This is a genomic window from Solirubrobacter deserti (genome assembly GCF_027587175.1).
GTDB lineage: Bacteria > Actinomycetota > Thermoleophilia > Solirubrobacterales > Solirubrobacteraceae > Solirubrobacter > Solirubrobacter deserti.
Map to the genome: position 1 here is coordinate 159,266 of NZ_JAPCID010000005.1, position 24,008 is coordinate 183,273.

The 24,008-nt window shown below is 72.1% G+C and carries 27 protein-coding genes; 15 read left to right on the forward strand and 12 right to left on the reverse strand.

Translation table 11 applies throughout. The features are described 5' to 3' along the window. Both OJ962_RS04040 and OJ962_RS04045 read right to left on the reverse strand, forming a co-directional pair. Nucleotides 1–354, reverse strand: a complete 354-nt coding sequence (locus OJ962_RS04040; RefSeq protein ID WP_202952260.1) for a CAP domain-containing protein — start codon at nt 352–354, stop codon at nt 1–3. A gap of 75 nt (nt 355–429) precedes the next feature. Then, entirely contained in the window at nt 430–1,863 is a 1,434-nt protein-coding gene (locus OJ962_RS04045) for a hypothetical protein (RefSeq protein WP_202952261.1), read from the reverse strand. Between the two features lie 84 nt (nt 1,864–1,947). Here OJ962_RS04045 and OJ962_RS04050 point away from each other — a divergent pair, with 84 nt between their 5' ends. From OJ962_RS04050 to OJ962_RS04065, 4 genes are all read left to right on the forward strand, one after another. After that, nucleotides 1,948–2,388, forward strand: coding sequence for a nucleoside deaminase (locus tag OJ962_RS04050; RefSeq protein ID WP_202952262.1), 441 nt, complete (start codon nt 1,948–1,950; stop codon nt 2,386–2,388). Then, nucleotides 2,385–2,972, forward strand: coding sequence for a hypothetical protein (locus OJ962_RS04055; protein ID WP_202952263.1), 588 nt, complete (start codon nt 2,385–2,387; stop codon nt 2,970–2,972). The genes OJ962_RS04050 and OJ962_RS04055 overlap by 4 nt, the downstream gene beginning before the upstream one ends. Before the next feature lie 69 nt (nt 2,973–3,041). Further along, the gene (locus OJ962_RS04060) at nt 3,042–3,776 is read left to right on the forward strand and encodes a hypothetical protein (RefSeq protein WP_202952264.1); all 735 of its coding nucleotides are present in this window, start codon (nt 3,042–3,044) and stop codon (nt 3,774–3,776) included. Beyond that, complete coding sequence (locus OJ962_RS04065) at nt 3,736–4,380, forward strand: DUF899 family protein (protein ID WP_202952265.1); 645 nt, start codon at nt 3,736–3,738, stop codon at nt 4,378–4,380. The genes OJ962_RS04060 and OJ962_RS04065 overlap by 41 nt, the downstream gene beginning before the upstream one ends. Before the next feature lie 70 nt (nt 4,381–4,450). Here the strand turns inward: OJ962_RS04065 and OJ962_RS04070 are convergent, their stop codons facing one another. Both OJ962_RS04070 and OJ962_RS04075 read right to left on the reverse strand, forming a co-directional pair. Then, on the reverse strand, nt 4,451–4,900 hold the full coding sequence (locus OJ962_RS04070; protein WP_202952266.1) for a GNAT family N-acetyltransferase: 450 nt from the start codon (nt 4,898–4,900) through the stop codon (nt 4,451–4,453). Next, entirely contained in the window at nt 4,900–5,319 is a 420-nt protein-coding gene (locus tag OJ962_RS04075; RefSeq protein WP_202952267.1) for a TIGR03667 family PPOX class F420-dependent oxidoreductase, read from the reverse strand. Before OJ962_RS04075 ends, OJ962_RS04070 begins: the two co-directional genes overlap by 1 nt. Nucleotides 5,320–5,342: 23 nt before the next feature. On the opposite strand from OJ962_RS04075, the gene OJ962_RS04080 reads away from it, so the two are divergent. Continuing rightward, nucleotides 5,343–6,146, forward strand: a complete 804-nt coding sequence (locus OJ962_RS04080) for a hypothetical protein (protein WP_202952268.1) — start codon at nt 5,343–5,345, stop codon at nt 6,144–6,146. A 664-nt stretch (nt 6,147–6,810) separates the two neighbouring features. On the opposite strand, the gene OJ962_RS04085 is transcribed toward OJ962_RS04080, so the two are convergent. Beyond that, nucleotides 6,811–8,520, reverse strand: a complete 1,710-nt coding sequence (locus tag OJ962_RS04085; RefSeq protein ID WP_270006198.1) for an FG-GAP repeat domain-containing protein — start codon at nt 8,518–8,520, stop codon at nt 6,811–6,813. Nucleotides 8,521–8,562: 42 nt separating this feature from the next. Here OJ962_RS04085 and OJ962_RS04090 point away from each other — a divergent pair, with 42 nt between their 5' ends. Together OJ962_RS04090 and OJ962_RS04095 are read left to right on the forward strand one after the other, a co-directional pair. Beyond that, nucleotides 8,563–9,111, forward strand: coding sequence for a cupin domain-containing protein (locus OJ962_RS04090; protein ID WP_270006199.1), 549 nt, complete (start codon nt 8,563–8,565; stop codon nt 9,109–9,111). Between the two features lie 49 nt (nt 9,112–9,160). Further along, nucleotides 9,161–9,685: a hypothetical protein gene (locus OJ962_RS04095; protein ID WP_202952272.1), complete on the forward strand. Its 525-nt coding sequence runs from the start codon at nt 9,161–9,163 to the stop codon at nt 9,683–9,685. A 122-nt stretch (nt 9,686–9,807) separates the two neighbouring features. Here the strand turns inward: OJ962_RS04095 and OJ962_RS04100 are convergent, their stop codons facing one another. Then, nucleotides 9,808–10,497 carry a hypothetical protein gene (locus tag OJ962_RS04100; protein ID WP_202952273.1) on the reverse strand — a complete coding sequence of 230 codons (690 nt, stop codon included), beginning with the start codon at nt 10,495–10,497 and terminating at the stop codon, nt 9,808–9,810. Between the two features lie 39 nt (nt 10,498–10,536). Here OJ962_RS04100 and OJ962_RS04105 point away from each other — a divergent pair, with 39 nt between their 5' ends. Continuing rightward, a complete protein-coding gene (locus OJ962_RS04105) occupies nt 10,537–10,941 on the forward strand; it encodes an RNA-binding S4 domain-containing protein (RefSeq protein ID WP_202952274.1) in 405 nt (134 codons plus the stop codon). A 1-nt stretch (nt 10,942) separates the two neighbouring features. On the opposite strand, the gene OJ962_RS04110 is transcribed toward OJ962_RS04105, so the two are convergent. Together OJ962_RS04110 and OJ962_RS04115 are read right to left on the reverse strand one after the other, a co-directional pair. Beyond that, nucleotides 10,943–12,565, reverse strand: coding sequence for an alpha-amylase family protein (locus OJ962_RS04110; RefSeq protein WP_202952275.1), 1,623 nt, complete (start codon nt 12,563–12,565; stop codon nt 10,943–10,945). Beyond that, complete coding sequence (locus OJ962_RS04115; protein ID WP_202952276.1) at nt 12,562–13,515, reverse strand: TIGR03885 family FMN-dependent LLM class oxidoreductase; 954 nt, start codon at nt 13,513–13,515, stop codon at nt 12,562–12,564. Before OJ962_RS04115 ends, OJ962_RS04110 begins: the two co-directional genes overlap by 4 nt. Before the next feature lie 37 nt (nt 13,516–13,552). Between OJ962_RS04115 and OJ962_RS04120 the strand changes: the two genes are divergently transcribed. Further along, nucleotides 13,553–14,338, forward strand: a complete 786-nt coding sequence (locus OJ962_RS04120) for a GNAT family N-acetyltransferase (protein ID WP_202952277.1) — start codon at nt 13,553–13,555, stop codon at nt 14,336–14,338. Between the two features lie 4 nt (nt 14,339–14,342). Here OJ962_RS04120 and OJ962_RS04125 read toward each other — a convergent pair whose 3' ends face one another. After that, nucleotides 14,343–14,948, reverse strand: a complete 606-nt coding sequence (locus OJ962_RS04125) for a hypothetical protein (RefSeq protein WP_202952278.1) — start codon at nt 14,946–14,948, stop codon at nt 14,343–14,345. Nucleotides 14,949–14,987: 39 nt separating this feature from the next. Beyond that, nucleotides 14,988–15,569 carry an MOSC N-terminal beta barrel domain-containing protein gene (locus OJ962_RS04130; RefSeq protein WP_202952279.1) on the reverse strand — a complete coding sequence of 194 codons (582 nt, stop codon included), beginning with the start codon at nt 15,567–15,569 and terminating at the stop codon, nt 14,988–14,990. 29 nt (nt 15,570–15,598) lie between these two features. Here OJ962_RS04130 and OJ962_RS04135 point away from each other — a divergent pair, with 29 nt between their 5' ends. The 4 genes from OJ962_RS04135 (at nt 15,599) to OJ962_RS04150 (ending at nt 21,580) form a co-directional block, all read left to right on the forward strand. Further along, nucleotides 15,599–17,212: a glycerol-3-phosphate dehydrogenase/oxidase gene (locus OJ962_RS04135; RefSeq protein WP_202952280.1), complete on the forward strand. Its 1,614-nt coding sequence runs from the start codon at nt 15,599–15,601 to the stop codon at nt 17,210–17,212. A gap of 54 nt (nt 17,213–17,266) precedes the next feature. After that, nucleotides 17,267–19,054, forward strand: a complete 1,788-nt coding sequence (locus tag OJ962_RS04140) for a hypothetical protein (protein WP_238930944.1) — start codon at nt 17,267–17,269, stop codon at nt 19,052–19,054. Continuing rightward, on the forward strand, nt 19,051–19,953 hold the full coding sequence (gene folP / locus OJ962_RS04145) for a dihydropteroate synthase (protein ID WP_270006200.1): 903 nt from the start codon (nt 19,051–19,053) through the stop codon (nt 19,951–19,953). Before OJ962_RS04140 ends, folP begins: the two co-directional genes overlap by 4 nt. Before the next feature lie 94 nt (nt 19,954–20,047). Then, on the forward strand, nt 20,048–21,580 hold the full coding sequence (locus OJ962_RS04150) for a Rho termination factor N-terminal domain-containing protein (protein WP_202952282.1): 1,533 nt from the start codon (nt 20,048–20,050) through the stop codon (nt 21,578–21,580). Between the two features lie 90 nt (nt 21,581–21,670). On the opposite strand, the gene OJ962_RS04155 is transcribed toward OJ962_RS04150, so the two are convergent. Both OJ962_RS04155 and OJ962_RS04160 read right to left on the reverse strand, forming a co-directional pair. Next, nucleotides 21,671–22,138 (reverse strand): hypothetical protein, encoded by a 468-nt coding sequence (locus OJ962_RS04155; protein ID WP_202952283.1) that lies wholly within the window; start codon nt 22,136–22,138, stop codon nt 21,671–21,673. A gap of 74 nt (nt 22,139–22,212) precedes the next feature. Continuing rightward, nucleotides 22,213–22,617, reverse strand: a complete 405-nt coding sequence (locus tag OJ962_RS04160; RefSeq protein ID WP_202952284.1) for a hypothetical protein — start codon at nt 22,615–22,617, stop codon at nt 22,213–22,215. Between the two features lie 95 nt (nt 22,618–22,712). Here OJ962_RS04160 and OJ962_RS04165 point away from each other — a divergent pair, with 95 nt between their 5' ends. Both OJ962_RS04165 and OJ962_RS04170 read left to right on the forward strand, forming a co-directional pair. Further along, the gene (locus OJ962_RS04165) at nt 22,713–23,204 is read left to right on the forward strand and encodes a hypothetical protein (protein WP_202952285.1); all 492 of its coding nucleotides are present in this window, start codon (nt 22,713–22,715) and stop codon (nt 23,202–23,204) included. A gap of 27 nt (nt 23,205–23,231) precedes the next feature. Then, complete coding sequence (locus OJ962_RS04170; protein WP_202952286.1) at nt 23,232–23,948, forward strand: response regulator transcription factor; 717 nt, start codon at nt 23,232–23,234, stop codon at nt 23,946–23,948. The last annotated feature ends 60 nt before the right edge of the window (nt 23,949–24,008 follow it).

Below are 24,008 nucleotides of genomic sequence, written 5' to 3' on the forward strand. Positions count from 1 at the left end.
CTACGGCCGGGCGCCGAAGTTCGCGGTGACGGTCGCGCCCGAGGCCGGGTCCTTCGGCACGCCGAGGCGGACGCCGAAGCCGATCTCGCGGTAGTTGCGCTTGACGATCGTCCGGCGATGGGCGGGCGAGTCCATCCACGCCTCCATCGTCCGGCGCGGGGTGGCGAGCGTGCCGGTGCCCCAGGCGAGGTTCTCGCCGAGCGACCAGCCGTCGTCGCGGCGCGCGTAGCCCGCGGCGAGGATGCGGTCGACGAACGTCTCGCCGCCGTTCTCGTGGCTGAAGTAGCCCTTCTGGACCATCTCGTCGGAGTGGCGACTGGCCGCTCGTCCGAGCCGGGCGTTCTCTTTCAACATGTGGCCTCCGGGAACTCGACTGGACGTTCCTCCTGCAGGCCATAACGCGTCCAGGCCCCGAAACTTCGTGCCGACCTACGCCACCACGGCGACCTCGGATTCGAGGTTTGCGGCGGCGCCGAGCAGAATGGATTGAGTCGCTTCGAACCGTTCTTGGGCTTCTGCCGCAGTACTCCCGATTGCGGTCATTCCCATCCGCCCCAGCTCGGTGAGGGCGCTGAGCATGTGGAACACCACCCCGCGGCCGTCAGGATCCAGACCCGGTCGATCCGCAAGAGCGAACAACGCACCGTCCCCGAGCGCGGACAGACGAGGTGAAGCGAGGTAGTCGGTCGCCACGTAGTGGCGGATCGCGCCGTCCGGCGCGCGGAAGACGCCCGCCCGCGGGTCGTAGCTTCCACCCGTCACCAGCTCGAGCGCGTACAGCGGGTGCGTCGTCGCGCCCTTGCGCAGGTTGATCTCGATCGCGTACGCGCTCCAGCTGCCCGAGCGGTTGCGGCCGACGATGAAGTCGATCGCCGCGCGGCCGATCGCGCCCTCGGCCACGAGCAGCGCGCCGATCCGCTCGGCGGCCTCGGTGATCAGGCCCGAGTACGCGGGCTCGGCCGGGAAGCGGCAGCCGACGCAGCGGTCGCCGTCCAGCAGCTGGTCGTGGGTGGAGACGACGCGCGCGCCGTCGGCCGAGAGCTCGAGCTGGACGCTCGGGCTGCGCAGCTCGCGCGCGACGATCCGCTCCTCGACGACGCCGCCGCCGCGCTCGAGGCGCTCGAAGTACTCGTGCAGCGTGACGTTCGGCGCCTGCAGGCGCATCGCGTCCACGCGCTCGGCGATTCGCAGCAGCTCCGCGCGCGTGCCGGTGCGCCCGATCCCGCGCAGCTCGACGATCGCGTTGCCCTCGCCGGACACGCCGTCGTCGAGCTTGACGACGACCTGCCCGATCCGCGGCCGGACCGACCGCAGCCGGGCGATCGCGGCGATCACGTCCGCGCGCGAGCGCACGTGCTCGACGCCGAGCGGGTGCGCGACACCCGCGCGCGCGAACAGCTCCCGCCCGCCGCTCTTGGTCCCGAGGTAGGCGAGCGCGGGGTGCGCGCCCTGGACGGGGACGCCGAGCTCGGCGCCGAGCGCGAACTCCAGCTCGGTCGTGATGTACGGGACGAGGTGCGCGTCCTGGTGGTCGGTGATCTCCCAGCGGATGCGGGTGAGCAGCGTCGGGCGCTCGAGCAGCTTGGCCGAGAGCGGGCGCAGCGACGGGTCGTCGGCGCTGAGCATCGTCAGGCGGTTGCGGGCGTCCTCGCGGATGTCGGCGGGCAGCAGGCCGAGGTAGTACTCGACGATCTCCTGAGCGACCGGCATCGACGTGACGTAGACCACGCGGACGTGGCGTTCTCGCAGCCGCAGCAGCAGGCACAGCAGGCGTTCTTCGTACGCCTGCGTCTCCGCCGGGGGCTCGTGGAACTTCTCGATCGTCCGGGACGGGACGACCACGACCGTCGTGGCTCTCCTCATGGCGCGCGGAAATATGACGACTCGTCGAGGCGCTGCCTAGCCCACCAAGGGATAAATGTTCACACCGCCGCGTACCCTGGACGAATGGATGCCCGGGCGATGCTGGCGGTGGCCCTCGAAGAGGCCCGGATCGGCCGTGCAGAGGACGGAATCCCGATCGGCGCGGCGCTGTTTTCCCGCGACGGTGAGCTGCTCGGGCGCGGGCACAACCGGCGCGTCCAGGACGACGATCCGTCGGTCCACGGCGAGACCGACGCGTTCCGGGCGGCCGGACGGAGACGCTCGTATCGCGACACGGTGATGGTCACCACTTTGTCGCCGTGCTGGTACTGCTCAGGGCTCGTCCGCCAGTTCGGCATCTCGGCCGTGGTCATCGGCGAGTCGCGTACGTTTGCCGGCGGGGCCGCGTGGCTGCGAGAGTCGGGTGTAGAGGTGATCGACCTGGACTCGACCGAGTGCTACGAGCTGCTGCAGGGTTTCATCGCCGAGCACCCTGAGGTCTGGAACGAGGACATCGGGGAGTGATCGCGGCGGCGCTGATCTCGCTGGCGGCCGCCTGCCCGGCGGAGACGCCGGCCGCGATGCGGCTGGAGGGCGTGCCGCCGGTGCTGGTCTCCGGCCGCTCGTACACCGCTTCGCTGGCGCCGACCGGCGTGGGGGAGGCGACGGGGGCGGGGTGGACGCTCGGCGTGTTCGACCGGCTCGGGCGCGGGTGGAAGGCCGACCTGCCTTCGCTCGGGTTCCAGCAGGCGTTCAGCGTCGGGCTGACGGGGGCGCCGTACGCGGTGTCGGCGACCTACGCGGAGCCGTCGTGCACGCGGACGCTCTCCGTATCGGCCGCGGTGGAACGGCGGGTGCTCGCCGTGGCCGACTGCCGGCGCGGTGTGAGCGAGCCGCGGACGCTCGTCGTGGGCTGCGACGGGCGTCGTGTGCGGGTGCGCGGGTTGAGCTGGCGCGGGTGGAACGAGGACGTGGCGGTGGGGACGGGCGCGGGCGGCGCGCGCGTGCGGCTGTCGCGGCCGCAGGAGTGCGTCGCGGTCGACGGCTTCATCTATACCCGGGCGCGCGTTGACGGGCGCCGCTACGTGCTCGACTGCCCGATCGTTTGAGTTTGCGCACGGGTTTCCGTGCGAAACGTTCGCTGGAAGTGAAGCGGTTCGTCTCTCAGGCTGGGGCGCATGGTCTTCGCTCCGCTGCTCGCCGCGCCTGTCCTGATGTGGCTCGCCTCCTGGGTCGAGCGACGCCTCGGCCCGGCCGTCGGCGGGGCGGTGGCGGCGATGCCGTTCGCGATCACGCTCATCGTGGTCGCGCTGGGCGCTGAAGGGCCGGCGGTGGCGGAGAGCGCGGCGGCGCACGTGGTGGCGCAGGTGGCGTTCGCGGTCGCCTTCGCGCGGGTGATCGTGCGGCGCGGCTCCTTGCTCGGAGTCGCGGCGGCGGCGGTCGCGTTCGCCGCCGTCTCGCTGCTCGTCGCCCTCGTCCCGGCGTGGGTGGCGATCGCCTGCGCGGTCCCGGCGCTGCTGGCGAAGATCAAGGTGCCAGGCACCTCGAGGTTCGAGGGCGAGCCGCTCGACGCGCGGGTCGGCGCGGGGGTCGTGACCGCGATCGTGGGCTGCGCGCTGGTGGTCGCCGAGGTGTCGGGGCCGGAGCTGGCGGGAATCGTGGCCGCGTTCCCGACGCTCAGCGCGACGTTCGCTCTGCTGGTCGCTCGCTCGCGGGGCGTCGCGGCGGCCGCGAGCGCCTTGGGCGGGCTGATCGTCGGGCTGCGCGGCTACCTCGCGTTCTGCGTGGTGGTCGCGGTGACGGGCTCGGTCGTGCTCGGGCTGCTGGCGGTCGCCGCGATGAATGTCACGGCCGCGTGGAGTCTGAGGTTGCATGTCACTTCCGCAGATCGTGGACGAGCAGAGCTGGCGTGAGGCCAACGGCGCGCTGATCGAGAAGGAGAAGGCGGCGACGCGAGCGCGCGACGCGCTCGCCGCCGAGCGCCGGCGGCAGCCGATGACGGCCTTCCGGACGGACTTCGCGTTCGACGGGCCCTCCGGGCGGTTGACCTTCCTCGACCTGTTCGAGGGCCGGCCGCAGTTGATCCTCTACCACTTCTGGTTCCCCGAGGACGGCGAGCCGTGCGGCGGCTGCTCGATGTTCACCGACCAGGTGTCCGAGCTCGCCCACCTGCACGCGCGTGACGTGTCGTTCGCGCTGGTCTCGCGCGCGCCGCAGGAGCGGATCGCGGCCTACAAGGCGCGGATGGGGTGGAGCGTGCCGTGGTACACGGACGACCTGTCGTTCCAGCAGGCGTGCGGGACGACGGAGTACTTCCGGCTGCAGGTCTTCCTGCGTGCCGGGGAGCGCGCGTTTCTCACCTACGAGACGCGCGGGCGCGGCGTCGAGGCGCTCGGGTCGGTGTGGACGTTCCTCGACCTGGTGCCGTTCGGCCGCCAGGAGGAGTGGGAGGACACCCCGGCGGGGCGGCCGCAGGAGCCGCCCTACCAGTGGTGGCGCAAGAAGGACGAGTACTAGGCGCCCGATGGGCGCGGCCGGCTTCGCCGGCGCGTGCCCATTCCGGCTGCAGCATCGCTTCGCGGATGCTCTATGCGAGCTTCGCGCCGAGGAACAGCGTGCGGCCGGGCGGCTTGGGCTCGAGCTTGAAGCCGAGGCTCGTGTAGAGGCCGATCGCGTGCGTGTTCTGCTCGTTGACGTCGAGCTCGATGCGCTGGCAGCCGCGCTCGCGGGCGCGGTCGATCGCGGCCTGGGTGAGCGCCTTGCCCAGGCCCGTGCCGCGCGCGCGGTCCTTCACATAGACGTCTTCGAGCCAGCAGTCCTCCGTGCCCGTCCAGGCCGAGAGACGGAAGCGGATCTGGGCCAGGCCGTCGGTGCCCGCGAGCAGGAACTCCGTGTTCGGGTCCTCGAGCAGCTTGGCGGCGGTCGTCCGGAACGTCTCGTCGGACGGCGTCGTCGAGTTCCACCAGTCGCGGAAGCCGATCAGCAGGTCGGTGACGGTGTCCAGGTCCTCCGGCCCGGCGGTGCGGATGTCAGGCATCAGAAGCCGCGCACCTTGGTCAGCTCGATGTCGACGGCGACGCTGTACTCGGCCGCGAACGCCTCCGGCGTCATCTTCAGGCTGCTCAGGCTGCGCTGGTACTTCTCGACGTACGCCGCGTCCTCGTGCGCGGGCTCGCTCGAACCGACGATGGTCGCCCGGCCGTTGAGCACGACGATGTCACCGCCGGTCTCCGTGCCGCGGAAGTTCAGCGACACCCTCGGGTTGCTCTCGATCGTCTTCACGCGCAAGCTCTTCGGGAGGGTGTACAGGCGGACGTTGGTCGCGCCGTCCCACAGGAACCACACCGGGTTCGGGACGGGTTGCCCGCCGGGCGTGACCGTCGTCAGCCACACCACCTCGTCCTCTCGGAGATGGCGAGCGGCGCGTTGTCCGAAGTCCGTGGCCTCATCGATCATCAACTGATCGTAAGGTCCCGGGCATGCGAGCGATCGTCGCGGCGCTGGTCGCGTTCCTGGCTGCGGCCGCTCCGGCGCTCGCGCACGACTCGCTGGCGCCCGCCGGGGCGGACCACAACTGGCTGCCCGACGAGGAGTGGGTGCACCGGCACTGGGTGCCGTTCGACGAGCGCGCCCTCGAATCCGCGCTGCGGTTGCGGCCGGGGCAGCTGGAGGCGTATCTCTACAACGACCATCACACGGTGGCCGCGCTGGCCCGTGCGCGGGGGATGGAGTTGGACCCGCTCGTGGCTCGCCTGGCGCCATCGTCGCCGCTGTTGCGCGAGCGCACGGTGCGCGTGCTGACCCAGGGCCATCTCGCGCAGCACCTGTTCTTCCACGTCTTCCACGGGTTGGATCTGCACCCGCACGCTGAGGACGTGTTCGGCATGCCCGCGGACGCGTACCGGGCGTTGCGCGAAGAGGGCGCGAGCTACGCGGAGATCGCGCGCGAGGGCGACGTGCCGGTGGCGCGGCTGCGCGCGCACGCGCGGAAGATGCTCGCGGCCGACCGGCGGGACGGTGTCGCGCGCGGGGAGGCCGTGGCGGCGTCCTCGGCCCGGGTGCAGGCGCGTGCGCTGCGGCGGCTCGACTGCTGGCTGACCCGTCCCGCCCCCGCGCTTGACCCCGGCAATCCGTACGGCAAGAATCGCTTCCTGCACGGTTCGCACGCGGCGGGCTGGCCGGGGACGGCCGCCGAGCGGCGCGCGGACGATCGGCGGGTCGAGCGCTTCCGGCGCGGGCTGATGCGTGCGTGCTGGCCGCATCCGAAGGCGTGGAAGGAGTGAGGACATGTCGCTGAAGGGCACGTCGTGCTTGGGGCTTGCCGTGATCGCCGCGTGCGTGGTCCCGGGAGCCGGCATTGCGCAGGAGCCGGCGCCGGCGCCGCCGATCTGGACGTTCCCGGCGTCGATCTACCCCGACCTCTCCGCCGCCCCGCCCGAGGACGTCGCGGACGCGAATAGGCTGTGGCTGCGCTCGAAGGCTTCGGCCGCGAAGCGCTTCCCGACGGTCGCCGCCGCGCGCAAGCTCGGCTACAAGGGCCAGGTCTCCAAGATCAAGCGGCCCAAGCCGTTCTTCTTCCACCTCCGGAACACCAAGCTCCACGAGGACGGCCGCGAGCTCGACGTGCGGTATCCCGAGGCGGTCGTCTATTGGTACGACCCGCCGCGCCCGATGATCCTCGTGGCGTTCATGTACCGGGTGCACGAAGGCGCCGAGCCGGCGTACGCGCGGTCCGTCCTGCCCTGGCACTCCCACTGCGACGGCTGGTCGGTCGTCATGCACACCTGGTTCACGAACGACCTGCGCAGCGGCATCGCCCGCAAGCCGCCGCGCCCGGAGTTCTCCGCCACCTTCGGCCGCGACTTCGGCGACCCGACGCCGGACTCGGCGTCGGGCTGCCAGCCCCGCGGGCACCGCCGCGGCGAGCACCCCCACCCCAACCACCACTTAACGCCGCTTGCGGGCCCTGTTGCTCTTGCCGGCCCGCACCACCACATTGCGCTTCTTGACGAAGTCGCGGACGGTCACCGAGCCCTGCGTCACGCGGGTGGTCGTCGTGTCGCACCGGTCGGTCACCAGCCACTTCGTGCCGCGCACGGTCGCCGCGCTGTAGCGCCCGGACGTCCGGAACGCGCCCTTCCCGTCACCCCACAGCTTGCGCGACTTCTTCTTCTGCGCGGCCGCGGACGCCCGCTTGGACCGGGGACAGCTGAGCTGCTCGGTGAGCGTCAGCGTCGTCAGCGGCCGCGACCCGCGCGTCTGGCTGCTGATCCTGAAGATGCCGTCGAAGAACTTCGCGGTCCCGCCGTTGTTGGCGGCTCTCAGCTCCACCGTGCCGTTGCGCGCGTCAACTGTCGTGCCGACCGGCAGTCGCTGCGTCTGCGCGAGGTCGACGTACGCGCGGCTCCCGGGCAGTCGGACCCGGACGCGGCCCTCGACGGGCGTCGCGTTCACGTTGCGCCCGGCGACCGGCTCGGGCAACGGCGTGGGAGTGGGGGCCGGCGGCTGCGGCGGCTGTGGAGGTGGCGGTTGCTGCGGGGGTGCAGTCGTGTTGAGAAATGAACTGAAGCTGCCCGGGAACGCCGAGCTCACTGCGAGATCCGGCCGCCCGTCGCGATTGAAGTCCCCGACAGCTGGGGTGTAGGCGCTCGCAAGCGCGATTGAAGGCTCTGGCGTCGTGCCTCCGGACAGCACCGTCAACGCACCGGCGCCCAAGCTCGCGACCGCTACGTCGGGTGAGCCGTTGCTGTCGAAGTCAGCGACGGCGATGTCTCTCGGCTGATCCGGCACGGCGACAGGCGACGTCGCGGTGAAGCCATCGTTGCTGCCGTTGCGCACCAGCAACTGAACCGAGTCACCCCCTTCGTTCGCCACCGCGAGGTCGAGACGGCCATCCCGATTGAAGTCACCGGCTGCGATGCCCCACGGCTCCGCTCCGACCGGCACGGGGTCCTCGGCGGCGAACGTGCTGCCGTCTTGGCTGCGGATGAGGATCGACACGCTGTCATCACCGGCGTTGGTCACCGCGAGGTCGGGACGACCATCGCCATCGAAGTCACCTGGCGCGAGCTGGCGCGGGTTCGCGACGACTGGATAGCGGTTCGGCTGCTCGTCGACGAAACCGGTGCCCTGGCGGCGCAGCACGCCGACGGTGCTGTCCCGCCAACTCCCGTAGGCCAGATCCAAGGCGCCGTTGCCGTCGAAGTCCGCTGCGGCGAGGGCGCTTCCTCCTCCGGGCACAAACCCGGGGGAACCGCCGGAGACAAAGCCGTCATTCGTTGCGTTGCGCACCAGCAGCGAGACACTGGTCGCCTCAAACGTCGCGATCGCCAGGTCGGCCCGCGAATCCCCGCCGAAGTCGCCAGATGCGATCGAGTTCGGTCCCTGGGGAACGCTGATCGGTGACCCGGGCTCCTCCACGAAACCGCCGCCCGGCTGCCGCAGATAGATCGAGACGCTGTCCGAATTCGTCGCGAAGCGACCATTTACCGCGGCGACATCGAGGAGACCGTCGCCATTGAAGTCGTTGACGGTGATCGCATACGTCGCGTACCGCGTCGGGAAGGGCGAGCCGGCCTCGAGTGCGAAGGTCGCGGCATGCGCGCTCGCCGGAAGCGCCAGCACTGCGAGGACGGCGACTAGCGAGTGGCGCTTCATTGATCGATTCTCCCGCATCCCGATTGGATCTAGCCTGGTCGAATGGACGAGGCGCAGATGGAACAGTCCGAATATGGACGAGTTGCGGCGAGCGAGGGCTGGTTCACGGTCAACGTCCGCGACGCCGCGTGGGTGCGCAACGAGTACTTCGGCGACGCCTGCATCTTCGAGGGCGACCAGGCCGGCTTCCCGCAGATCGGTTACACGCTGTGCGTCCTGCAGCCCGGTCAGCCGAACGGCATGTACCACCGCGAGGGCAACCAGGAGGACTTCCTCGTCCTGCAGGGCGAGGCGCTGCTGATCGTCGAGGGCCAGGAGCGGCGCCTGAAGGCCTGGGACTTCTTCCACTCACCGGCCGGCACCGAGCACATCCTCGTCGGCGCGGGCGACGGACCGTGCGTGGTCTTCGCGATCGGCGCGCGCGACAACGGCGACGACTCCACCGACACGCTCTACGTCCGCGACAAGACCGCGCTCAAGCACGGCGCCGGCCCGGAGCAGGACACGCCGCACTCCAAGGAGGCGTACGCGCCGTTCCCGAAGTGGGTCAACGGTCCGCCGCCGTCTTTCGACGGACTCCCGTTCGCCTGACGCGCCTGCTTGATCCAAGCAACATGTTGCGCTGCGATCATCCTTGCCTATGGACGACGAAGACAAGCCGAAGAGCTTCGAGGAGGCCCTCCGCGAGATCGCCGACGAGGTGCAGCGCGGAATTCAGCGCTTCCAGGCCGGCGAGTTCGAGGACGTCGCACGCTCGTACGGGATCGACACGGATCGTGCGAAGCGGTTCGTGGACGGCGCGGGTGAGTGGCTGCGCGCCCAGACGGAGAACCTTGGGGACGTCGGGTTCCCGATGCCGGCGCCGACGCCGAGCCCGTCGCCGGCCAAGAAGCCGACCTGGAACGACGATCCGCTGAGCGGCGCGGGTCCGGACCCGCTGGACATGCCGACCGACGAGCAGGGGCGAGCGCTCGCCGCGCTGGACTCGGGCCGGTGGACGATCGAGCCGGGCACGTCGATGCTCGCCGCGCACGGTGAGGGTCCCGGGCCGAGCGACGCGCTGGGCCTCGTGCGCGAGCTGCGCGTGCGGGACTGGATCGACGCTGACGGCGAGGTCACGCTCGTCGGTGGTGCCGCGCTGCGGCGCTGGCTCGAGCGCAACTAGCCGCGCTTTCGAGGCGCCCGGCGCGCCGGTCGCGTCGGGCGGGTGGTCACTTGGGGCCCTATGCGGGCCTCAACTGACCAGGGGCCGGCCCGCCGGGGCGGAGGACCGGCCGGTCTCTCCTCCTAGCGGGACGGCTTGCCCCGCTCCTTGTCCGGCTTGCCGGACTTGTCCTTGTCGTGCCCGCGGGCGTTGCCGCGCGGCGCCTCGTCGCTCTTGCCGTGCGGCGCGTCCTCGCTCTTGCCGCGCGGGGTGTCCGCCGGCGGGGCCTCGGGCTCGGACGGCGCGCCGGCCGGCGCGACCGGCTTGCTCGGCGACGGCTTCCCCGGCTTGCCCTGCTTGCCGGGCTTGGCCTTGGGCGTGTTGAGCCGGGCACACAGGATCAGCTCGCCCGCCGATCCGTCGGCCTCGGCACGGAAGACGCCGACGAAGTAGCGCTTCGTGCGGTCCACCGTGAACGTGCGCGACCGGGCGGCGGCGTTGCCGGTCCCGGAACGGGAGGTCTTGAGCTTGCGGTACGTCCAGCCGGAGACGTCCACGCCACCGGGCGCGTCCGCAGCGCACGCGGAGGGCGCGGACTGCAGCCGGTAGACGTACGTCGTCCGCGGCGCCAGCCGCCGCACGTGCACGGAGAGCTTGTCGTTGCGCTTGCCGTCGACGAGGTGGACCTTGCCGAAGTTGCCGGTGACGTAGTCGCCGTCGGCACCGACGTAGGTGAACGTTCCCTTGTAGACCTTCGCCTTGGGCTTGGCGAGCGCGGCCCCTGGAGCCACGAGCAGTGAGCCTGCCGCGAGCAGCGCGATCGTTGTCTTCATGTCCGCACAACGGGCGACCGCCGCGAGGGTCGGTTCAATATGTCAACGACGATGGACACCGCTCCCGTTCGCATCGACAAGTGGTTGTGGGCCGCGCGCCTGGTCAAGACGCGCGCGCTGGCCGTCGACGCCCTCCGCGGAGGCCGGGTGAAGCTCAACGGCGCCCCCGCCAAACCCAGCAAGGACGTCAAGCCGGGCGACGAGATCGAGTTCAGCCAGGGCGTGATCCGGATCACCGCCCGCATCAACGGCACGGCAGAGCGACGGCTCCCGGCGAGCGCGGCGCAGCAGCTCTACACCGAGACCGAGGACTCCAGGACCGAGCGGGAGCGCCGCATCGCCGAGATGAAGATGACGCGCCCGCAGGGCGTGGACCGCAACGCGCGACCGACCAAGCGCGACCGCCGCCAGTTCGAGAAGCTCCGCGGCCGCGACGAGTACTGACCTACGGCGGAAGCCGCACGCCGGTCCGGGCGACCCGGAACCAGCGCGCCGCGTACGGCTCCAGCTGGAGCGTCGCGGGCAGATCATGGTCGGAGTGGTCGAACAGGTCGACGAGCCGCTCGCCGTCGCCCACCGGCAGCGAGACCGTCGCCGGCGAGCCGGACAGCTCGTGCACGCACACGATCGTCGCGTCCTCCCAGTCCACCCGGTGCGCGAACACGGACTCCGCGCCGCTCTCCAGCAACGTCAGCGACCCGAACCCGAGCTCCGGGCACTCGCGCCGGCGCCGGATCAGCCGCTCGAACCAGTTCAGCAGCGACCCCGGATCGCGCCGCTGGTCGGTCACGTTCACCCGCTCGGGCCCGAACGCGCCCTCGACCATCGGCCGGCGCGGTGAGACGCCGGGCAGCGTGAAGCCGCCGTCGCGCGCCCACTGCATCGGCGCGCGCACCGCGTAGCGCCCCTCGATGTCGACGTTCTCGGCCATCCCGATCTCCTCGCCGTAGAACAGGACCGGCGTCCCGGGGAGCGAGAACGCGAGCGAGTACACCATCCGCAGCGCGCGCTCGTCGCCCTCGAGCATCGTGGGGAGCCGCCGCCGCAGCCCGCGCCCGTACAGCTGCAGCGACTCGTCCGGCCCGAAGCGAGCGAACACCTCCGCGCGCTCCTCCTCGCTCAACTTGTCCAGCGTCAGCTCGTCGTGGTTGCGCACGAAGCGCCCCAGAGACGCCGCGGCCGGGATCTTCGGATACGACGAGAGCGCCTTCGTCAGCGGCTCCGCCGATCCCCGCGCCAGCGACAGGTACAGCGCCTGGTTGCCGATGAAGTCGAGCACCATGTGCAGCTCGTCGCCGTCCTCATCCCCGAGAAACGCGCGCGTCTGCTCGGCCGGCAGGTTGACCTCGCCGAGCAGCACCGCCTCGCCGACCCGCCGGTTCACGTAGGAGCGCAGGTCGCGGATGATCTGGTGCGGATCGTCGAGCACGCCTTCGATCAGGAACGGGACCGCGTCCACGCGGAAGCCGCTCAAACCCTGCTCGAGCCAGAAGCCGAGCACCTGCGCGAGTTCGTCGCGCACGGCGGGATTGGCCAGGTTCAGGTCGGGCTGGTGCTTGTAGAAGCGGTGCTGGTAGTACTGGCCGGCCTTGCGGTCGTAGGTCCAGTTGGACGTCTCGGCGTCCGGGAACACGAGGTCGCCCGGCTTCTCGGGCGGCTTCTCGTCGACCCACACGTAGAAGTCCCGGTACGGGGAGTCCTTGGACGACCGCGCCGCCTGGAACCACGGGTGCTGATCGGACGTGTGGTTCATGACGAAGTCGACGATCACGCGGATGCCGCGGTCGCGGCACGTGCGGACGAGCTCGACGAAGTCACCGAGCGTCCCCATCGACGAGTCCACCGCGTAGAAGTCGGTGATGTCGTAGCCGTCGTCGCGGTTCGGCGACGGGTAGAACGGCATCAGCCACAGCACGCTCACCCCGAGCCCGGCCAGGTAGTCGACGCGCTCGGTCAGCCCGAGCAGGTCGCCGCAGCCGTCACCGTCGGAGTCGAAGAACATCTCGACGTCGAGGCAGTAGACGACCGCGTTCTTCCACCACAGGTCGCTCGAGGTCTTGACGCTCATGCCGGCAGCTCCGGCAGCACGTGCTCACCGAACGCGTCGATGAACGCGTCCAGGTCCTGGCCGACATGGTGCAGCGCGATGTCGGTGAACCCGAGCGCCGCGAACTCCTGCAGCCACGCGACGTGCTGCTGGAGGTCGGAGGAGATCAGCACCTTGCCGTCCAGGTCCTCGGGCCGGACGAAGGCCGCCGCCGCATCGAACGCCTCGGGCGTGTCCAGGTCCCAGCACACCGGCGGGTCGGTCAGGTTGGTGCGCCACTGGTCGAAGGCGACCGCGCGCGCCTCCTGCTCGGTCGGCGCCCACGACAGGTGCACCTGCAGGACCAGGCGCGCGTCGCGGCGCCCGAACGCGTCGAGCATCCGCTGCAGCTGCTCGACCGGCGCGTTCACCGTGGCCAGCCCGTCCGCCCACTCGGCGCCCCACGCGGCCGTCTTCTCGCTCACGGCCGCCACGAGCAGCTCCGGTGGCGTTTCGGGCAGCGTCCACAACTTCGCGCGATCGACGGTCACCAGGCCGTAGTGACTGACCTCCTCGCCCGCGAACAGCGCCCGCATGACGTCCACGCACTCGCGCAGCCGCTCGTTGCGGGTCTCCTTGGCGGGCCAGCCCTCACCCGTGATGTGCTCGTTGGCGGCCTCGCCCGACCCGAGCGCGACCCACAGCCGCTCCGGGAACATCTCGCACAGCGTCGCCGCGGCCTGCGCGATGATCGCCGGGTGGTAGCGCTGTCCCGGCGCGTTGACGACGCCGAACGGCAGCGACGTCTGCGCCAGCGCCGCGCCCAGGAACGACCACGCGAACCCGGACTCGCCCTGGCGCTCGCTCCAGGGCGCGAAGTGGTCGGAGGACATGCCGCCCGTGAAGCCGGCTTGCTCGGCTCTGACGATCGACTTCAGCAGGCGGGAGGGAGGGATCTGCTCGTGCGAGCAGTGCAGGGCGATCCGGGGCACGGTGCCCCGTCTACCCGGGCCCGTAAGCTCTAAGCGCGTGACGATCCGGCGCGCCGCAGCGGACGACATCGAGCCCGCGCTGGCCGTGATGAGCGAGGCGTTCGGCATCGAGCTGCGCGCGCCGACGGTGCACACGCTGGTCGCCTCCTCCCCGGACGGGACGCTGCTCGTGGCCGAGGAGGACGGCGTCGTGGTCGGCACGGCGGCGTCGGTCACGTTCGGGCCGTCCGGCTGGCTCGGGGGCATCACCGTGGCGCCGTCCGCGCGCGGCCGCGGGCTCGGCCGTGCGCTGACCGAGGCCGCGATCGATGCCCTGGGCGAACGCGAGACCGTCCTGCTGCTCGCGAGCACGCTCGGCCGCCCGCTCTACGAGAAGCTCGGCTTCGAGCCGGAGGGCCTGTACCGCGTGTTCAGCTCGGGCGCTGCCCGGCCGGAGAAGACGGTCGAGCTGCGCGACGTGCGCGAGGAGGACCGCGAAGCGGTGCTGGCCCTGGACCGCTCGGCCACGGGCGAGGACCGCTCGCTCGCGGTCCTCGCTTCCCTGGAGGGCGCGGTCGCGACGTCGGACCTGTCGGCAGTGGCGCTGCGCCCGCCGTGGGGCGCGCTCCCGATCGTCGGCGACCCGGCGGGCGCGACGACGCTCCTCGCGTCGCTGATCCGGCCCGGCCTGCGCGTGGCCGTGCCGGAGGGCAACCGCGCCGCGGTGCAGCTGCTCCAGCTGCTGGGCCGCGAGGTCGAGCCGGTCACGCGCATGCGGCGCGGACCGGCCCTGGACTGGCACCCCGAGCGCGTCTGGGGCGTGTTCTCGCTGTTCTTCGGCTGAGCGCCTATTCGTCCGGCTGCGCCGGCGCCTCGGCGGGTTCGGCCTGTTGGCCGCGCGAGTCGTCGAGCAGCGTGTTCATGTCCGGCGCGCCGTCTTCGGCGGGCTCGCGCCGCACCGACAGCAGGCGCTCGTTGCCGAAGCGCATCATCGCGACCGTGTAGGCGAACACGGGCACGTCGTGACGGGAGGCGAGCCAGTCGATCGTGGTCAACGCCCGCGGGTCGTAGCCGCCCGCGATCAGCACGAGCGACGGGGACTCGGCGCCGTCGACGGCCTCCAGGCCGGGATCGACGGAGACGAGGCGCTCGCGGTCCCAGGCGGCGACGTCGGCCGCGGCCCCGAGCGCGCGCCCGAGCTGCCACTCGACGGTGTCGCCTGTCACGAGGATCACGACGACGCGGTTGCGGGTCTCGTCGAAGCCGAGCAGGTCCACGTAGGGGACGGGCTCACGCGAGAGCAGGCGGATGCCGTTCAGGCCGAGCTCGGCCGAGAAGGCGTCCCACGAGGACGTGATGAGGCCGAGCAGCTCCTCGCGGTCCGGCGGGCTCTCCATGAGCCCTGACGCCTGTGGCGCCACGAGCGTCCCGGAAGTCTCATCGATGCGCAGCACGGCGTCACAGCCTCCTTGGCCAGGTCGGGACCCCGAAGCCTAACCGAGCGTCACCGGCTCGCCGAGCACGATGCGGCCCGCCTCGACCACCCGGGCCTCGATCCCGGGCCCGTCGGCGCGGGAGGCGACGAGCTTCAGGCGCACGCCATCGCGGAAGATCAGCTCGGTCCCGCCCCAGCCGCCGCCCTCGGGGAGCCGCAGCCCGAGCTGGACGTTCACGCCGGCGATAGCCCGCTGCATCGGCGGTGCGACCGTCGCGACGATCACGCCGCGCGCGTGGTCGAGGTCGCGCACGAGGTCGATCGTCCGGCCGAGCGAACGCTGCAGCGCGAACTCCAGCCGCGGGTCGCCCCACAGAAACGCCTTCCCCGCGTGCGTGAGGGTCGGGTACGGCGCTGGCTTGTGCGGGTCGATCGCGCCGTCGGGATAGAACGGGTACGCCGCCGACCACTGCGCGAGCTCGGGCAGGTCCTGGACCGACAGCCGGCCCTCGGGCCCCGCGGCGTAGTGCTGCCGGTCACCCGCGACGCCGCGGGCGTCGATCTGGGTCGAGCGCAGCTGCTCGCCCGCCATCCCGACCACGGGGAACCGCCACAGCCCTTGGACGAATCCGCTGGTCATCGACCGCCAGAACGGTAACGTGCGGTCGCGTGCTGCCCCGCGCCGACGCCGTCGCCTCGCTCACCCGGGAGCCGTTCGACGTGCTGGTCATCGGCGGCGGGATCACGGGCGCGGGCGTCGCGCTGGACGCGGCCACGCGCGGGTACTCGGTCGCGCTCGTCGAGCGCAACGACTACGCCGGCGGGACCAGCTCACGCTCGTCCAAGCTCGTCCACGGCGGCCTGCGCTATCTGCAGAACTTCGACCTCGGCCTGGTCCGCGAGGCGCTGCTCGAGCGCCAGATCAACGTCAACCTCGCGCCCTGGCTGACCAAGCCGCTGCCGCTGATCGTCCCCGCGTTCGAGGGCCAGCGGCTGGACCGGATCGTCGGCCTGGGCCTGAACGCCTACGACGTGATGTCCGTCGACCGGATCCGCCGCCGGCGCCGCCGGGACGACAGCGACTGGAGCCCGGCACGCCACCGGATCATCCCAGGCGAGGAGGTCGCGCAGCTCCTTCCGGCGTTGGAGGGCCGCGCGCCGACGAGCGGCTACCTGTTCTACGACTGCCAGACCGACGACTCCCGTCTGGTCCTCACGGTCCTGGCCGAGGCGGAGCGGTTCGGCGTCGTGGCCGCGAACCGGGTCGAGGTCCTGGAGCTGCTCGAGGACGGCGGCCGCGCGATCGGCGCGCGCGTGCGGGACGCGGAAGCGGGCGAGGAGCTCGAGATCCGGGCGAGCACGATCGTCAACGCCACCGGCGTGTGGGCCGACCGTCTGCGCCCCGCCGAGCTCCACGACGAGGCCGAGGTGCCCGTCATCCGCCCGTCGCGCGGCACCCACATCATCGTCGACGGCGACCGGCTCCCGATGACCGCCGGCGCGATCGTTCCCGCGGGCGCCGGCCGGACGATCTTCGTGCTGCCGTGGCTCGGCCAGACCCTGATCGGCACCACCGACACCGACCACAGCGGCGACGTCGTGCACGTCCGCCCGACCGAGGAGGACGTCGACTACCTGCTCGACGCTGTCAACGGGTTCTTCGCCACGAGCCTCACGCCCGACGACCTCGCCGGGGCGTACGCGGGCGTGCGCCCGCTGATCTCGACCGGCGACCGCGGCAAGTCCGTCGACATCTCGCGCAAGGCCGAGCTGTACGAGACCTCGAGCGGGATGATCACCATCACCGGCGGCAAGCTCACGACCTGGCGGCGGATGGCCAAGCAGACCGTGGACCGGATCGTCGAGCGCGACGGCAGCGATGCCCGCTGCATCACGCACGAGCTGCCGCTCGGGATGGCGGTCGAACCCGACGACCTGGCCGCCCCGGAGTGGGCGCGCGAGCAGCTCGCGGGGCGCTACGGGCACGTCGCCCACGACGTGCTGGCCGCCGGCCCCGCCGAGCGGATCGTCGACGGGCGCCCGGACCTGCTGGCGGAGGTCGTCTACGCCGCCCGGCGCGAGCAGGCGCGCACGCTCGCGGACGTGCTGTTGCGCCGCACGCGGCTCGGTCTGACCGCCGCGCGCGCCCTGACGGCGCCCGTGCTCGAGCGCGTCGCGGGCGTGCTCGGCGACGAGCTCGGCTGGGACGAGACGCGCCGCGCGCGCGAGCTCGACGCCTTCGCGCAGGAGGCCCGCGAAGAAGGCATCCTGCCCGCGCCGTAACTTTCGGGGTTCCCGCCGGTTGAGAGCGGCGGAGCCCATCGACCCGGAGCCGTTGTGCGTTTTCTCGTCCCGCTGATCGTCCTGTTGTTGTTTCCCACCGCCGCGCAGGCGGCCTGGCTGCCCGCCGTGGCGCTCGAGGGCCCGAGCCCCGACATCGTCTCGGTGGGCAACGTCGATCTCGCGCGTGATGGCGTCGGCGCGGTCGCGTACCTGCGCAAGGACGGTGGCGTGACGCACGCGTTCGTCAACCGCATGGTCGGCGGCAGCTGGCGCGGCGCCGAGCGCGTGGACCCGACCACGGGCGAGGCGACCGAGGTGTTGGCCGCGGCCAGCGAGGGCAACCGGCTCGTGGTCGCGTGGGTGGCGGACGGCCACGTGTACGCCAACGTCGCGCCCGGCGGGACGCCGGAGCCCGGCGCGTTCGCCGGTCCGGTCGCGCTCGGCGGCCCGGACGCGCGCTCGATCGACCTCGACATCGGCATCAACGGCGCGGCCTATGTCACCTGGGAGCAGGGCGGCGACGTGCGCGCCGCGCGCCTGCAGGACACGACGTGGGCGCTGGTCGAGCAGCCGCTGGACGTCGAGCCGGGGCTGGTCGCCGGCAAGGGCGCGCTGCGTCCGCGGGTCGCGGTCAGCGCCGAGGGGTACGCGGTCGTCACGTGGGGCGACGCTCCCGCCGGCGCGACGCGTGTGTGGTCACGCCGCCTCACCGGCCTGACGCTGTCGGCCGTGCCGCAGGTGCTCAACCTGCCCGAGCACGGCCACGCCGACTCGCCCGACATCGACATCGAGGAGGACGGCTCGTTCGCGTGGGTCGTGTTCCGGCAGGACATCAACGGGGTGTCGCGGACGCTCGGGCGCCGGCTCGTCGGCTCGCAGTTCGAGGCGCCGGAGTTCATCGACGGCGGCAACGCGACGTCCATGCCGAAGGTGGACATCAACGGGGACGGCGTCGGTGTCGGCGTCACGCAGGGCGCCGGGAACGAGCAGGTGATCGGCTCCTGGCTCACCAAGGACCACTTCACGCCGCCGGTCGGTCTCGGTGGTCCGAGCGCGTTCACCTCCAAGCCGGAGGTCGCGTCGTCCGATCGCGGCGACCTCGGCGTCGTGTGGCGCACGAGCGATCTCGCCCGCGCGCGCTACAAGGACGACACGGCGACGGCGTTCGGGCCGGAGGCCACGATCTCCGCTCCGGGCCTGGGTCCGGTGGCCGACCCCGGCGTGTTCATCGGCGGCGACCGCCTCGGCGACATGGCGGTGGCGATGGTCCAGGGGACGCCTGGCAACTACACGCTGAGCACCGCGGTCTACGACCGCGAGCCGGGCACGCCGTTCATCGAGGAGACCACGACCTACAAGCGCCAGACCCGGCCGCAGCTGCGCTGGCGGCCCGGCTTGGAGCTGTGGGGCGCGCAGCGCTTCCGCGTGCTGATCGACGGCGCCGTGGCCGGCGAGACGTCCGTGGACACCTTCACGCCGCGCGTGCCGCTGGCGACCGGCAAGCACACGTGGCAGGTCGAGGCGGTCGACATCCGCGGCCAGGTCAGCCGCAGCCGCGTGCGCACGCTGCGCATCGACGCGACCGCGCCGACGCTGCAGGTGAAGGTCAGCGGCAAGCGGGTCGCGGGGCAGAACCTCAAGATCAGCGTGACGGCGCGGGACGCGGGCGGGTCGGGCCTGGACCACATCACCGTCGACTACGGCGACAAGTCGGCCAAGTCCGAGAGCCGCACGACCCGTCACCGCTACAAGCGCGGCACGTACCGGCTCAAGGTCGCGGCCGTCGACAAGGCCGGGAACGTGACCCGCAAGCAGGTCAGGCTGCGGATCAAGAAGTCGTGATCCTGCGGGCGGGCACGCACCGGCTCGAGCTCGGCGCGCGCCCGCTGCTGATGGGCATCCTCAACGCGACCCCGGACTCATTCTCGGAGGAGCGCGGGGAGGAGCCGCTGAGCGCACGGGTGCGGCGGGGCCGCGCGCTGATCGCGGCGGGTGCGGACCTGCTCGACGTCGGCGGGGAGTCCGCGCGCGGCGACCGGCCGGCGGTGTCGGTCCAGGAGGAGATCGAGCGGGTGTGCGGGTTGGTCGCGGCGCTCGCGGACGAGGCGCTGATCTCGGTCGACACGTACAAGCCGGAGGTCGCGGAGGCGGCTGTGGCCGCCGGCGCGGCGATCGTCAACGACGTCTCCGGGTTGCGCGACGTGCGGCTGGCCGAGGTGTGCGCGCGCACCGGTGCGGGGTTGGTCGTGATGCACACGGCGGTCGCGCCCAAGGGCACGCTGCTCGATCCCGCCACCTATGACGACGTGGTGAACGACGTCGTCGCGTTTCTGACGGAGCGCGTCGCGGTCGCGCGAGCCGCGGGCGTGGGGGAGGAGCAACTGGTGCTCGACCCGGGGCCGGACTTCGCCAAGACCCCCGCGCAGACCGTCGCGGTGCTGCGCCGGCTGGACGCCGTCGCCGCGTTGGGCCGCCCGATCCTGCTCGCGGCCTCGCGCAAGGACTTCATCGGCGCCGTGACGGGGCGCCCGCCCGCGGAGCGCGACCCGGGGACGCTGGCGGCGCTGGCGTACGGCGTCGAGCAGGGTGCCTCGATCCTGCGCGTGCACGACGTCGCGGGCGTGCGGGACTTCTTCGCGGTGCGGGCCGTGCTGGCCGGGGAGCGTGAGTTGGGGCCGCTCGAGGGCCTGACGCCGGAGCGCTATCCCGACGGTGTTCCCTCGCATCTCTCGCTAGGCTGAGCCGCGTAATCGACCGGTGGGGCGCCGCCCCCCGCTCCCATCGCCGGCCGCTGACGACAACGCGGCCGGACGCCTACCGATTCGAGGAGAACGAATGCCCACTGTCCTGGACCGCTCCGCGCTGGAGCAGAGCCCGCTGGCCGACCTGCACCTGCTCGCCAACGAGCTCGGCGTCGACGGCTTCCGCCGCTTGCGCAAGCCCGACCTCGTCGACGCGATCCTCGCCCGCCAGGGTGGGGAAGCGGCCGCCGAGGAGCCCGTCGCCGTCGGCGGCGGCGACGAGGACGAAGCGCCCAAGCGCTCGCGCCGTGGCCGCCGCGGGGGCCGGGGCCGGCGCCGCGACGAGGACGAAGGCGACTCCGGCCGCGATCGTGACCGCGACCGCGACGAGGAGCCGGTGGCCGAGACCCGTGGTGGCGGCGGCGAGGACAAGATCGCCACCGGCACGGTCGAGCTGCTCGCGAACGGCTCCGGCTTCCTGCGCCTGTCCGAGGACGAGGAGTCCGAAGGCGACATCTACATCTCCGCCGCCCAGGTCAAGCGCTGCGAGCTCGTCTCGGGCGACAAGATCAGCGGCCCGGTGCGCCCCGCCCGCCGCTCCGAGCGCTTCGCGTCGCTCGTGCGCGTGGACACCATCAACGGCCGCCCGGCCGACGAGGTCGCCGAGGGCACGCGCTTCGAGGAGCTCCCGGTGGCGTGGCCGGAGGAGCGGATCGCGCTCGGCGCCGAAGACGCGGCCGTCAACGCCGTCCAGTGGCTGACGCCGTTCGGCAAGGGCTCGCGCGTGGTCATCGCGGGCGCGGCGCGCTCGGGCAAGAGCGAGCTGTTGCGCCGGCTCGCGGTCGCACTGGCCGCCAAGCAGGACCTCGAGGTGAGCGCCGTGCTCGCCGGCGTGCTGCCGGAGGAGATCGCCGACTGGCCCGTGACGCCGAGCGCGGCGCTGACGTTCGCCGCCTCCAGCGACGCGCAGGCCCAGGCCGTCGAGCAGGCGGTCGAGACCGGGCGTCGCGTGGCTGCGCGGGGCGGGGACGCGGTCGTGCTGATCGACGGCTTCGAGTACCTACCCGCGAACGCCGCCCGGCGCGCGCTGGCCGCCGGCCGCAACCTGTCCGGCGGTGGCTCGCTGACCGTGATCGCCACCTCGCTCGCGCCGGTCGGCGGCGAGACGACCGTGATCGCGCTCGACGCCGCGGCCGCGGCGCTCGGCACGTTCCCGGCGCTCGCTCTCGCCGAGTCCGGCGTCCTGCGCGCGGACCTGCTCGTCGGCGAGGCCGGCGTGGAGGCGATCCGCGCCGCGGTCGCGGGCGGCGAGTTCGTCCCGCCGGTCGTGGAAGAGGTCGCGCCGGAGCCGGAGCCGGAGGCGAAGCCCAAGCCCAAGGGGAAGGCCAAGCCGAAGGCGAAGGCCAAGGCCAAGCCGAAGCCGGCCGCCGAGACCGCCTCGGAGCCCGTCGCCGCCGCCGCGGCGGAGGTCGAGGCCGTCGCCGCGGAGCCGGCCGCCGCAAAGCCCAAGGCCAAGGCGAAGGCAACGGCTAAGAAGAAGCCGGCGGCCAAGAAGGCCGCGGCGGCGAAGAAGAAGCCGGCCGCGCGCTCGCGCGCGAAGAAGCCGGCCGCGGGCAGCGACTCCTAGACCGACGTGTGAGGGCCGCGGCTCCGGCCGCGGCCCACGCGCCGCGTCACGCCGCGCCGGGTCACGCTGGGCGCCGCGTCCCGCGCACGGTCAGCGCCGCGGCCCGTACGCCACGCGGCGCCAGCTCGGCTCGGGCGAGAGCTCGATCGGCTCTCGATCGCGCTCGGGCTGGACGTAGCCGAACGTGTGCGTGGCGTCGTTGAAGACCACGTCGAGCTCGCCTTCCTTGACGCGCTGGTCCAGCCAGGCGGAGCGGAAGACGAGGCGGCGCAGCCAGTGCACGAGTGACCGGTCGGCCGGGCCGACGAGGTCCGGCCAGCAGTCGTTGACGTGCTCGCCGAGGCCGGAGGCGGGATTGACGACCTCCCCGCTCACGGTCAGGTTGACGAGATCCTCGAGCTCGGTCTCCTCGAGCGGGCGCCCGACGAAGCCGAGTTTGCGCGCGGCCTGCTCGACGCGCTCGGAGAAGTCACGCTCGTTGAACGTGAAGCGAAGGTCTCCGTACTCCAGGACGTAGTCCTGGCCGGAGTCGTAGTTGCCGCGGCGAATCTGATCCATAGGAGAGGTGCCCCGTGGGGCGTCTGCATCTTATGCGCGGTTCCTGCCCCGAGTCTGCCGTTGAACTGGATCTTTCACGCCGCGCTCAGCCCGTGTCGGAGATCGAACGCGCGGACCGCCCCGTCCGCGGTGTCGGGGAAGTCGGCGAAACGCCGGTTCCGGCACACCCACTCCTCGCCGGGCGGGCGCTCGTGCGCCTTCTCGATCGAGAACGCGCACTGCGGCAGCGGCTCACGCGCCAACTTGAGCGCGCCGTAGCCCCTGGCCCGCTCCGCCTCCTCGAACAGCGCGACGTCGATGTCGGTGGCGAACACCTTCTGCGCGCAGCCCATGTAGCGGATGCCCGACACGGGCTCCGTGTAGCGATACAGCGAAGGACATCCCGCCGCCACGCAGGTGGCGGGAGCGATCACCCGATCGCAGTACGTCAGGCACTGGCGGCACTCAGAGGCCTCGGTGCGGCGGGCGGTACGGCCCATCTGCGCGAGTGTACCGGCGCAGCGGGCCTCGGCGTTCCGCCAGGCTGTCAGCAATGCACCGTGTTCTAGTTGTGAAAACTGGCTAGGGTCAGGGAATGGCTGTCCGTCGCCTCGCAATACTCAGCGCAGCCCTCGTGCTCTCGGCCGCGGGGACGGCGATCGCCGCCGAACCGCGCGCCGGCTTGCACCTGCAGGGCGAGATCAAGTTTCCGCGCGCGCAGAAGATGTTCGTCCAGACCGACGCCCAGGACGGCACCCGGCTCACCGTCGCCCTCGGCTTCCATGGCAAGTGCACCGGGGGCGGGCTCAGCGAGCTGTGGTCCTCCAACGTCGCCGCCAAGCCCGAGGTCCGCGTCCGCGACGGCCGCTTCGAGGACACGCTCACGGGCGTGTCCCGCAACGTCGGCGGCGTGTCGGGTCGCACCGGACACTTCCGGTGGGAGTTCAGCGGGCGCTTCACCGAGCGCGACGTCGTCGTCGGCACGGTCAGCGGCACCGCCGAGGTACGCCAGAACGGCAAGACGATCTCGCGCTGCAAGACGCGCAAGCCCGCCTCCGTGCGGCTCACGGTCCGCTCGCCCGCATAGTTTTCGCCGCGGTCCCCTATGGGGGACATGGACGAGGTCACGTGCACGCTGCTGCTGGTCGAGGACGACCCGGTGATCCGGGTGTTCCTCGCCGACAACCTGAGCGCCGACGGCTACGAGCTGATCGTCACCGAGTGCTTCGAGGAGGCGCTGCAGGCGCTCGAGCGCGAACGCCCGGACCTCGCGGTGTTCGACGTGCACCTACCCGACGGGTCCGGGCTGGACCTCCTCCGGCGCGTGCGTGGGGCGGACGGGGTGGCGTCCCGGCTCGATCCGTCGCTGCCGATCGTGATGCTCTCCGGCGCCGCCGAGGAGCTCGACCGCCTGCGTGGGCTCGAGCGCGGGGCCGACGACTACGTCGTCAAGCCGTTCTCCTACGCGGAGCTGCGGCTGCGGATCGCGGCGGTGCTGCGGCGCGCGCGCACGCGGGTGCAGCTCGGGACGATGCGCGTGGGGTCGCTCGAGCTCGACCCGGCGGGGCGGGCCGCGTCGGTGCGCGGCCGGCGGCTCGAGCTCTCGGCCAAGGAGTTCGCGCTGCTGCGGATGCTCGCCTCGGCGCCGACGCGCGTGTTCACCAAGGACGAGCTGCTGCGGGACGTGTGGGGCTTCCGGGCCGCGGGGTCCACCCGGACGCTCGATTCCCACGCGTGCCGGCTGCGCCAGAAGCTGCGCGAGCAGGGCGACGAGTTCGTCGTGAACGTGTGGGGCGTCGGTTATCGCTTGGTTGACGGTCCGGCTTCCTGAAGCGATTGCGTGAGGTCTGCTCTTGGGTACGTGGGGGAGGGTGCAGGACGTCGTCGTCGA

Coding starts and splice junctions, on each gene's coding strand:
- OJ962_RS04070 (WP_202952266.1), bottom strand. CDS start 4,900: ATGCCTGACATCCGCACCGCCGGGCCGGAGGACCTGGACACCGTCACC.
- OJ962_RS04130 (WP_202952279.1), bottom strand. CDS start 15,569: ATGACCAGCGGATTCGTCCAAGGGCTGTGGCGGTTCCCCGTGGTCGGG.
- OJ962_RS04075 (WP_202952267.1), bottom strand. CDS start 5,319: ATGATCGATGAGGCCACGGACTTCGGACAACGCGCCGCTCGCCATCTC.
- OJ962_RS04170 (WP_202952286.1), top strand. CDS start 23,232: ATGGACGAGGTCACGTGCACGCTGCTGCTGGTCGAGGACGACCCGGTG.
- OJ962_RS04160 (WP_202952284.1), bottom strand. CDS start 22,617: ATGGGCCGTACCGCCCGCCGCACCGAGGCCTCTGAGTGCCGCCAGTGC.
- OJ962_RS04100 (WP_202952273.1), bottom strand. CDS start 10,497: ATGAAGACAACGATCGCGCTGCTCGCGGCAGGCTCACTGCTCGTGGCT.
- OJ962_RS04105 (WP_202952274.1), top strand. CDS start 10,537: ATGTCAACGACGATGGACACCGCTCCCGTTCGCATCGACAAGTGGTTG.
- OJ962_RS04065 (WP_202952265.1), top strand. CDS start 3,736: ATGTCACTTCCGCAGATCGTGGACGAGCAGAGCTGGCGTGAGGCCAAC.
- OJ962_RS04085 (WP_270006198.1), bottom strand. CDS start 8,520: ATGAAGCGCCACTCGCTAGTCGCCGTCCTCGCAGTGCTGGCGCTTCCG.
- OJ962_RS04050 (WP_202952262.1), top strand. CDS start 1,948: ATGGATGCCCGGGCGATGCTGGCGGTGGCCCTCGAAGAGGCCCGGATC.
- OJ962_RS04045 (WP_202952261.1), bottom strand. CDS start 1,863: ATGAGGAGAGCCACGACGGTCGTGGTCGTCCCGTCCCGGACGATCGAG.
- OJ962_RS04110 (WP_202952275.1), bottom strand. CDS start 12,565: ATGAGCGTCAAGACCTCGAGCGACCTGTGGTGGAAGAACGCGGTCGTC.
- OJ962_RS04090 (WP_270006199.1), top strand. CDS start 8,563: ATGGACGAGGCGCAGATGGAACAGTCCGAATATGGACGAGTTGCGGCG.
- OJ962_RS04095 (WP_202952272.1), top strand. CDS start 9,161: ATGGACGACGAAGACAAGCCGAAGAGCTTCGAGGAGGCCCTCCGCGAG.
- OJ962_RS04155 (WP_202952283.1), bottom strand. CDS start 22,138: ATGGATCAGATTCGCCGCGGCAACTACGACTCCGGCCAGGACTACGTC.
- OJ962_RS04080 (WP_202952268.1), top strand. CDS start 5,343: ATGCGAGCGATCGTCGCGGCGCTGGTCGCGTTCCTGGCTGCGGCCGCT.
- OJ962_RS04165 (WP_202952285.1), top strand. CDS start 22,713: ATGGCTGTCCGTCGCCTCGCAATACTCAGCGCAGCCCTCGTGCTCTCG.
- OJ962_RS04040 (WP_202952260.1), bottom strand. CDS start 354: ATGTTGAAAGAGAACGCCCGGCTCGGACGAGCGGCCAGTCGCCACTCC.
- OJ962_RS04150 (WP_202952282.1), top strand. CDS start 20,048: ATGCCCACTGTCCTGGACCGCTCCGCGCTGGAGCAGAGCCCGCTGGCC.
- OJ962_RS04060 (WP_202952264.1), top strand. CDS start 3,042: ATGGTCTTCGCTCCGCTGCTCGCCGCGCCTGTCCTGATGTGGCTCGCC.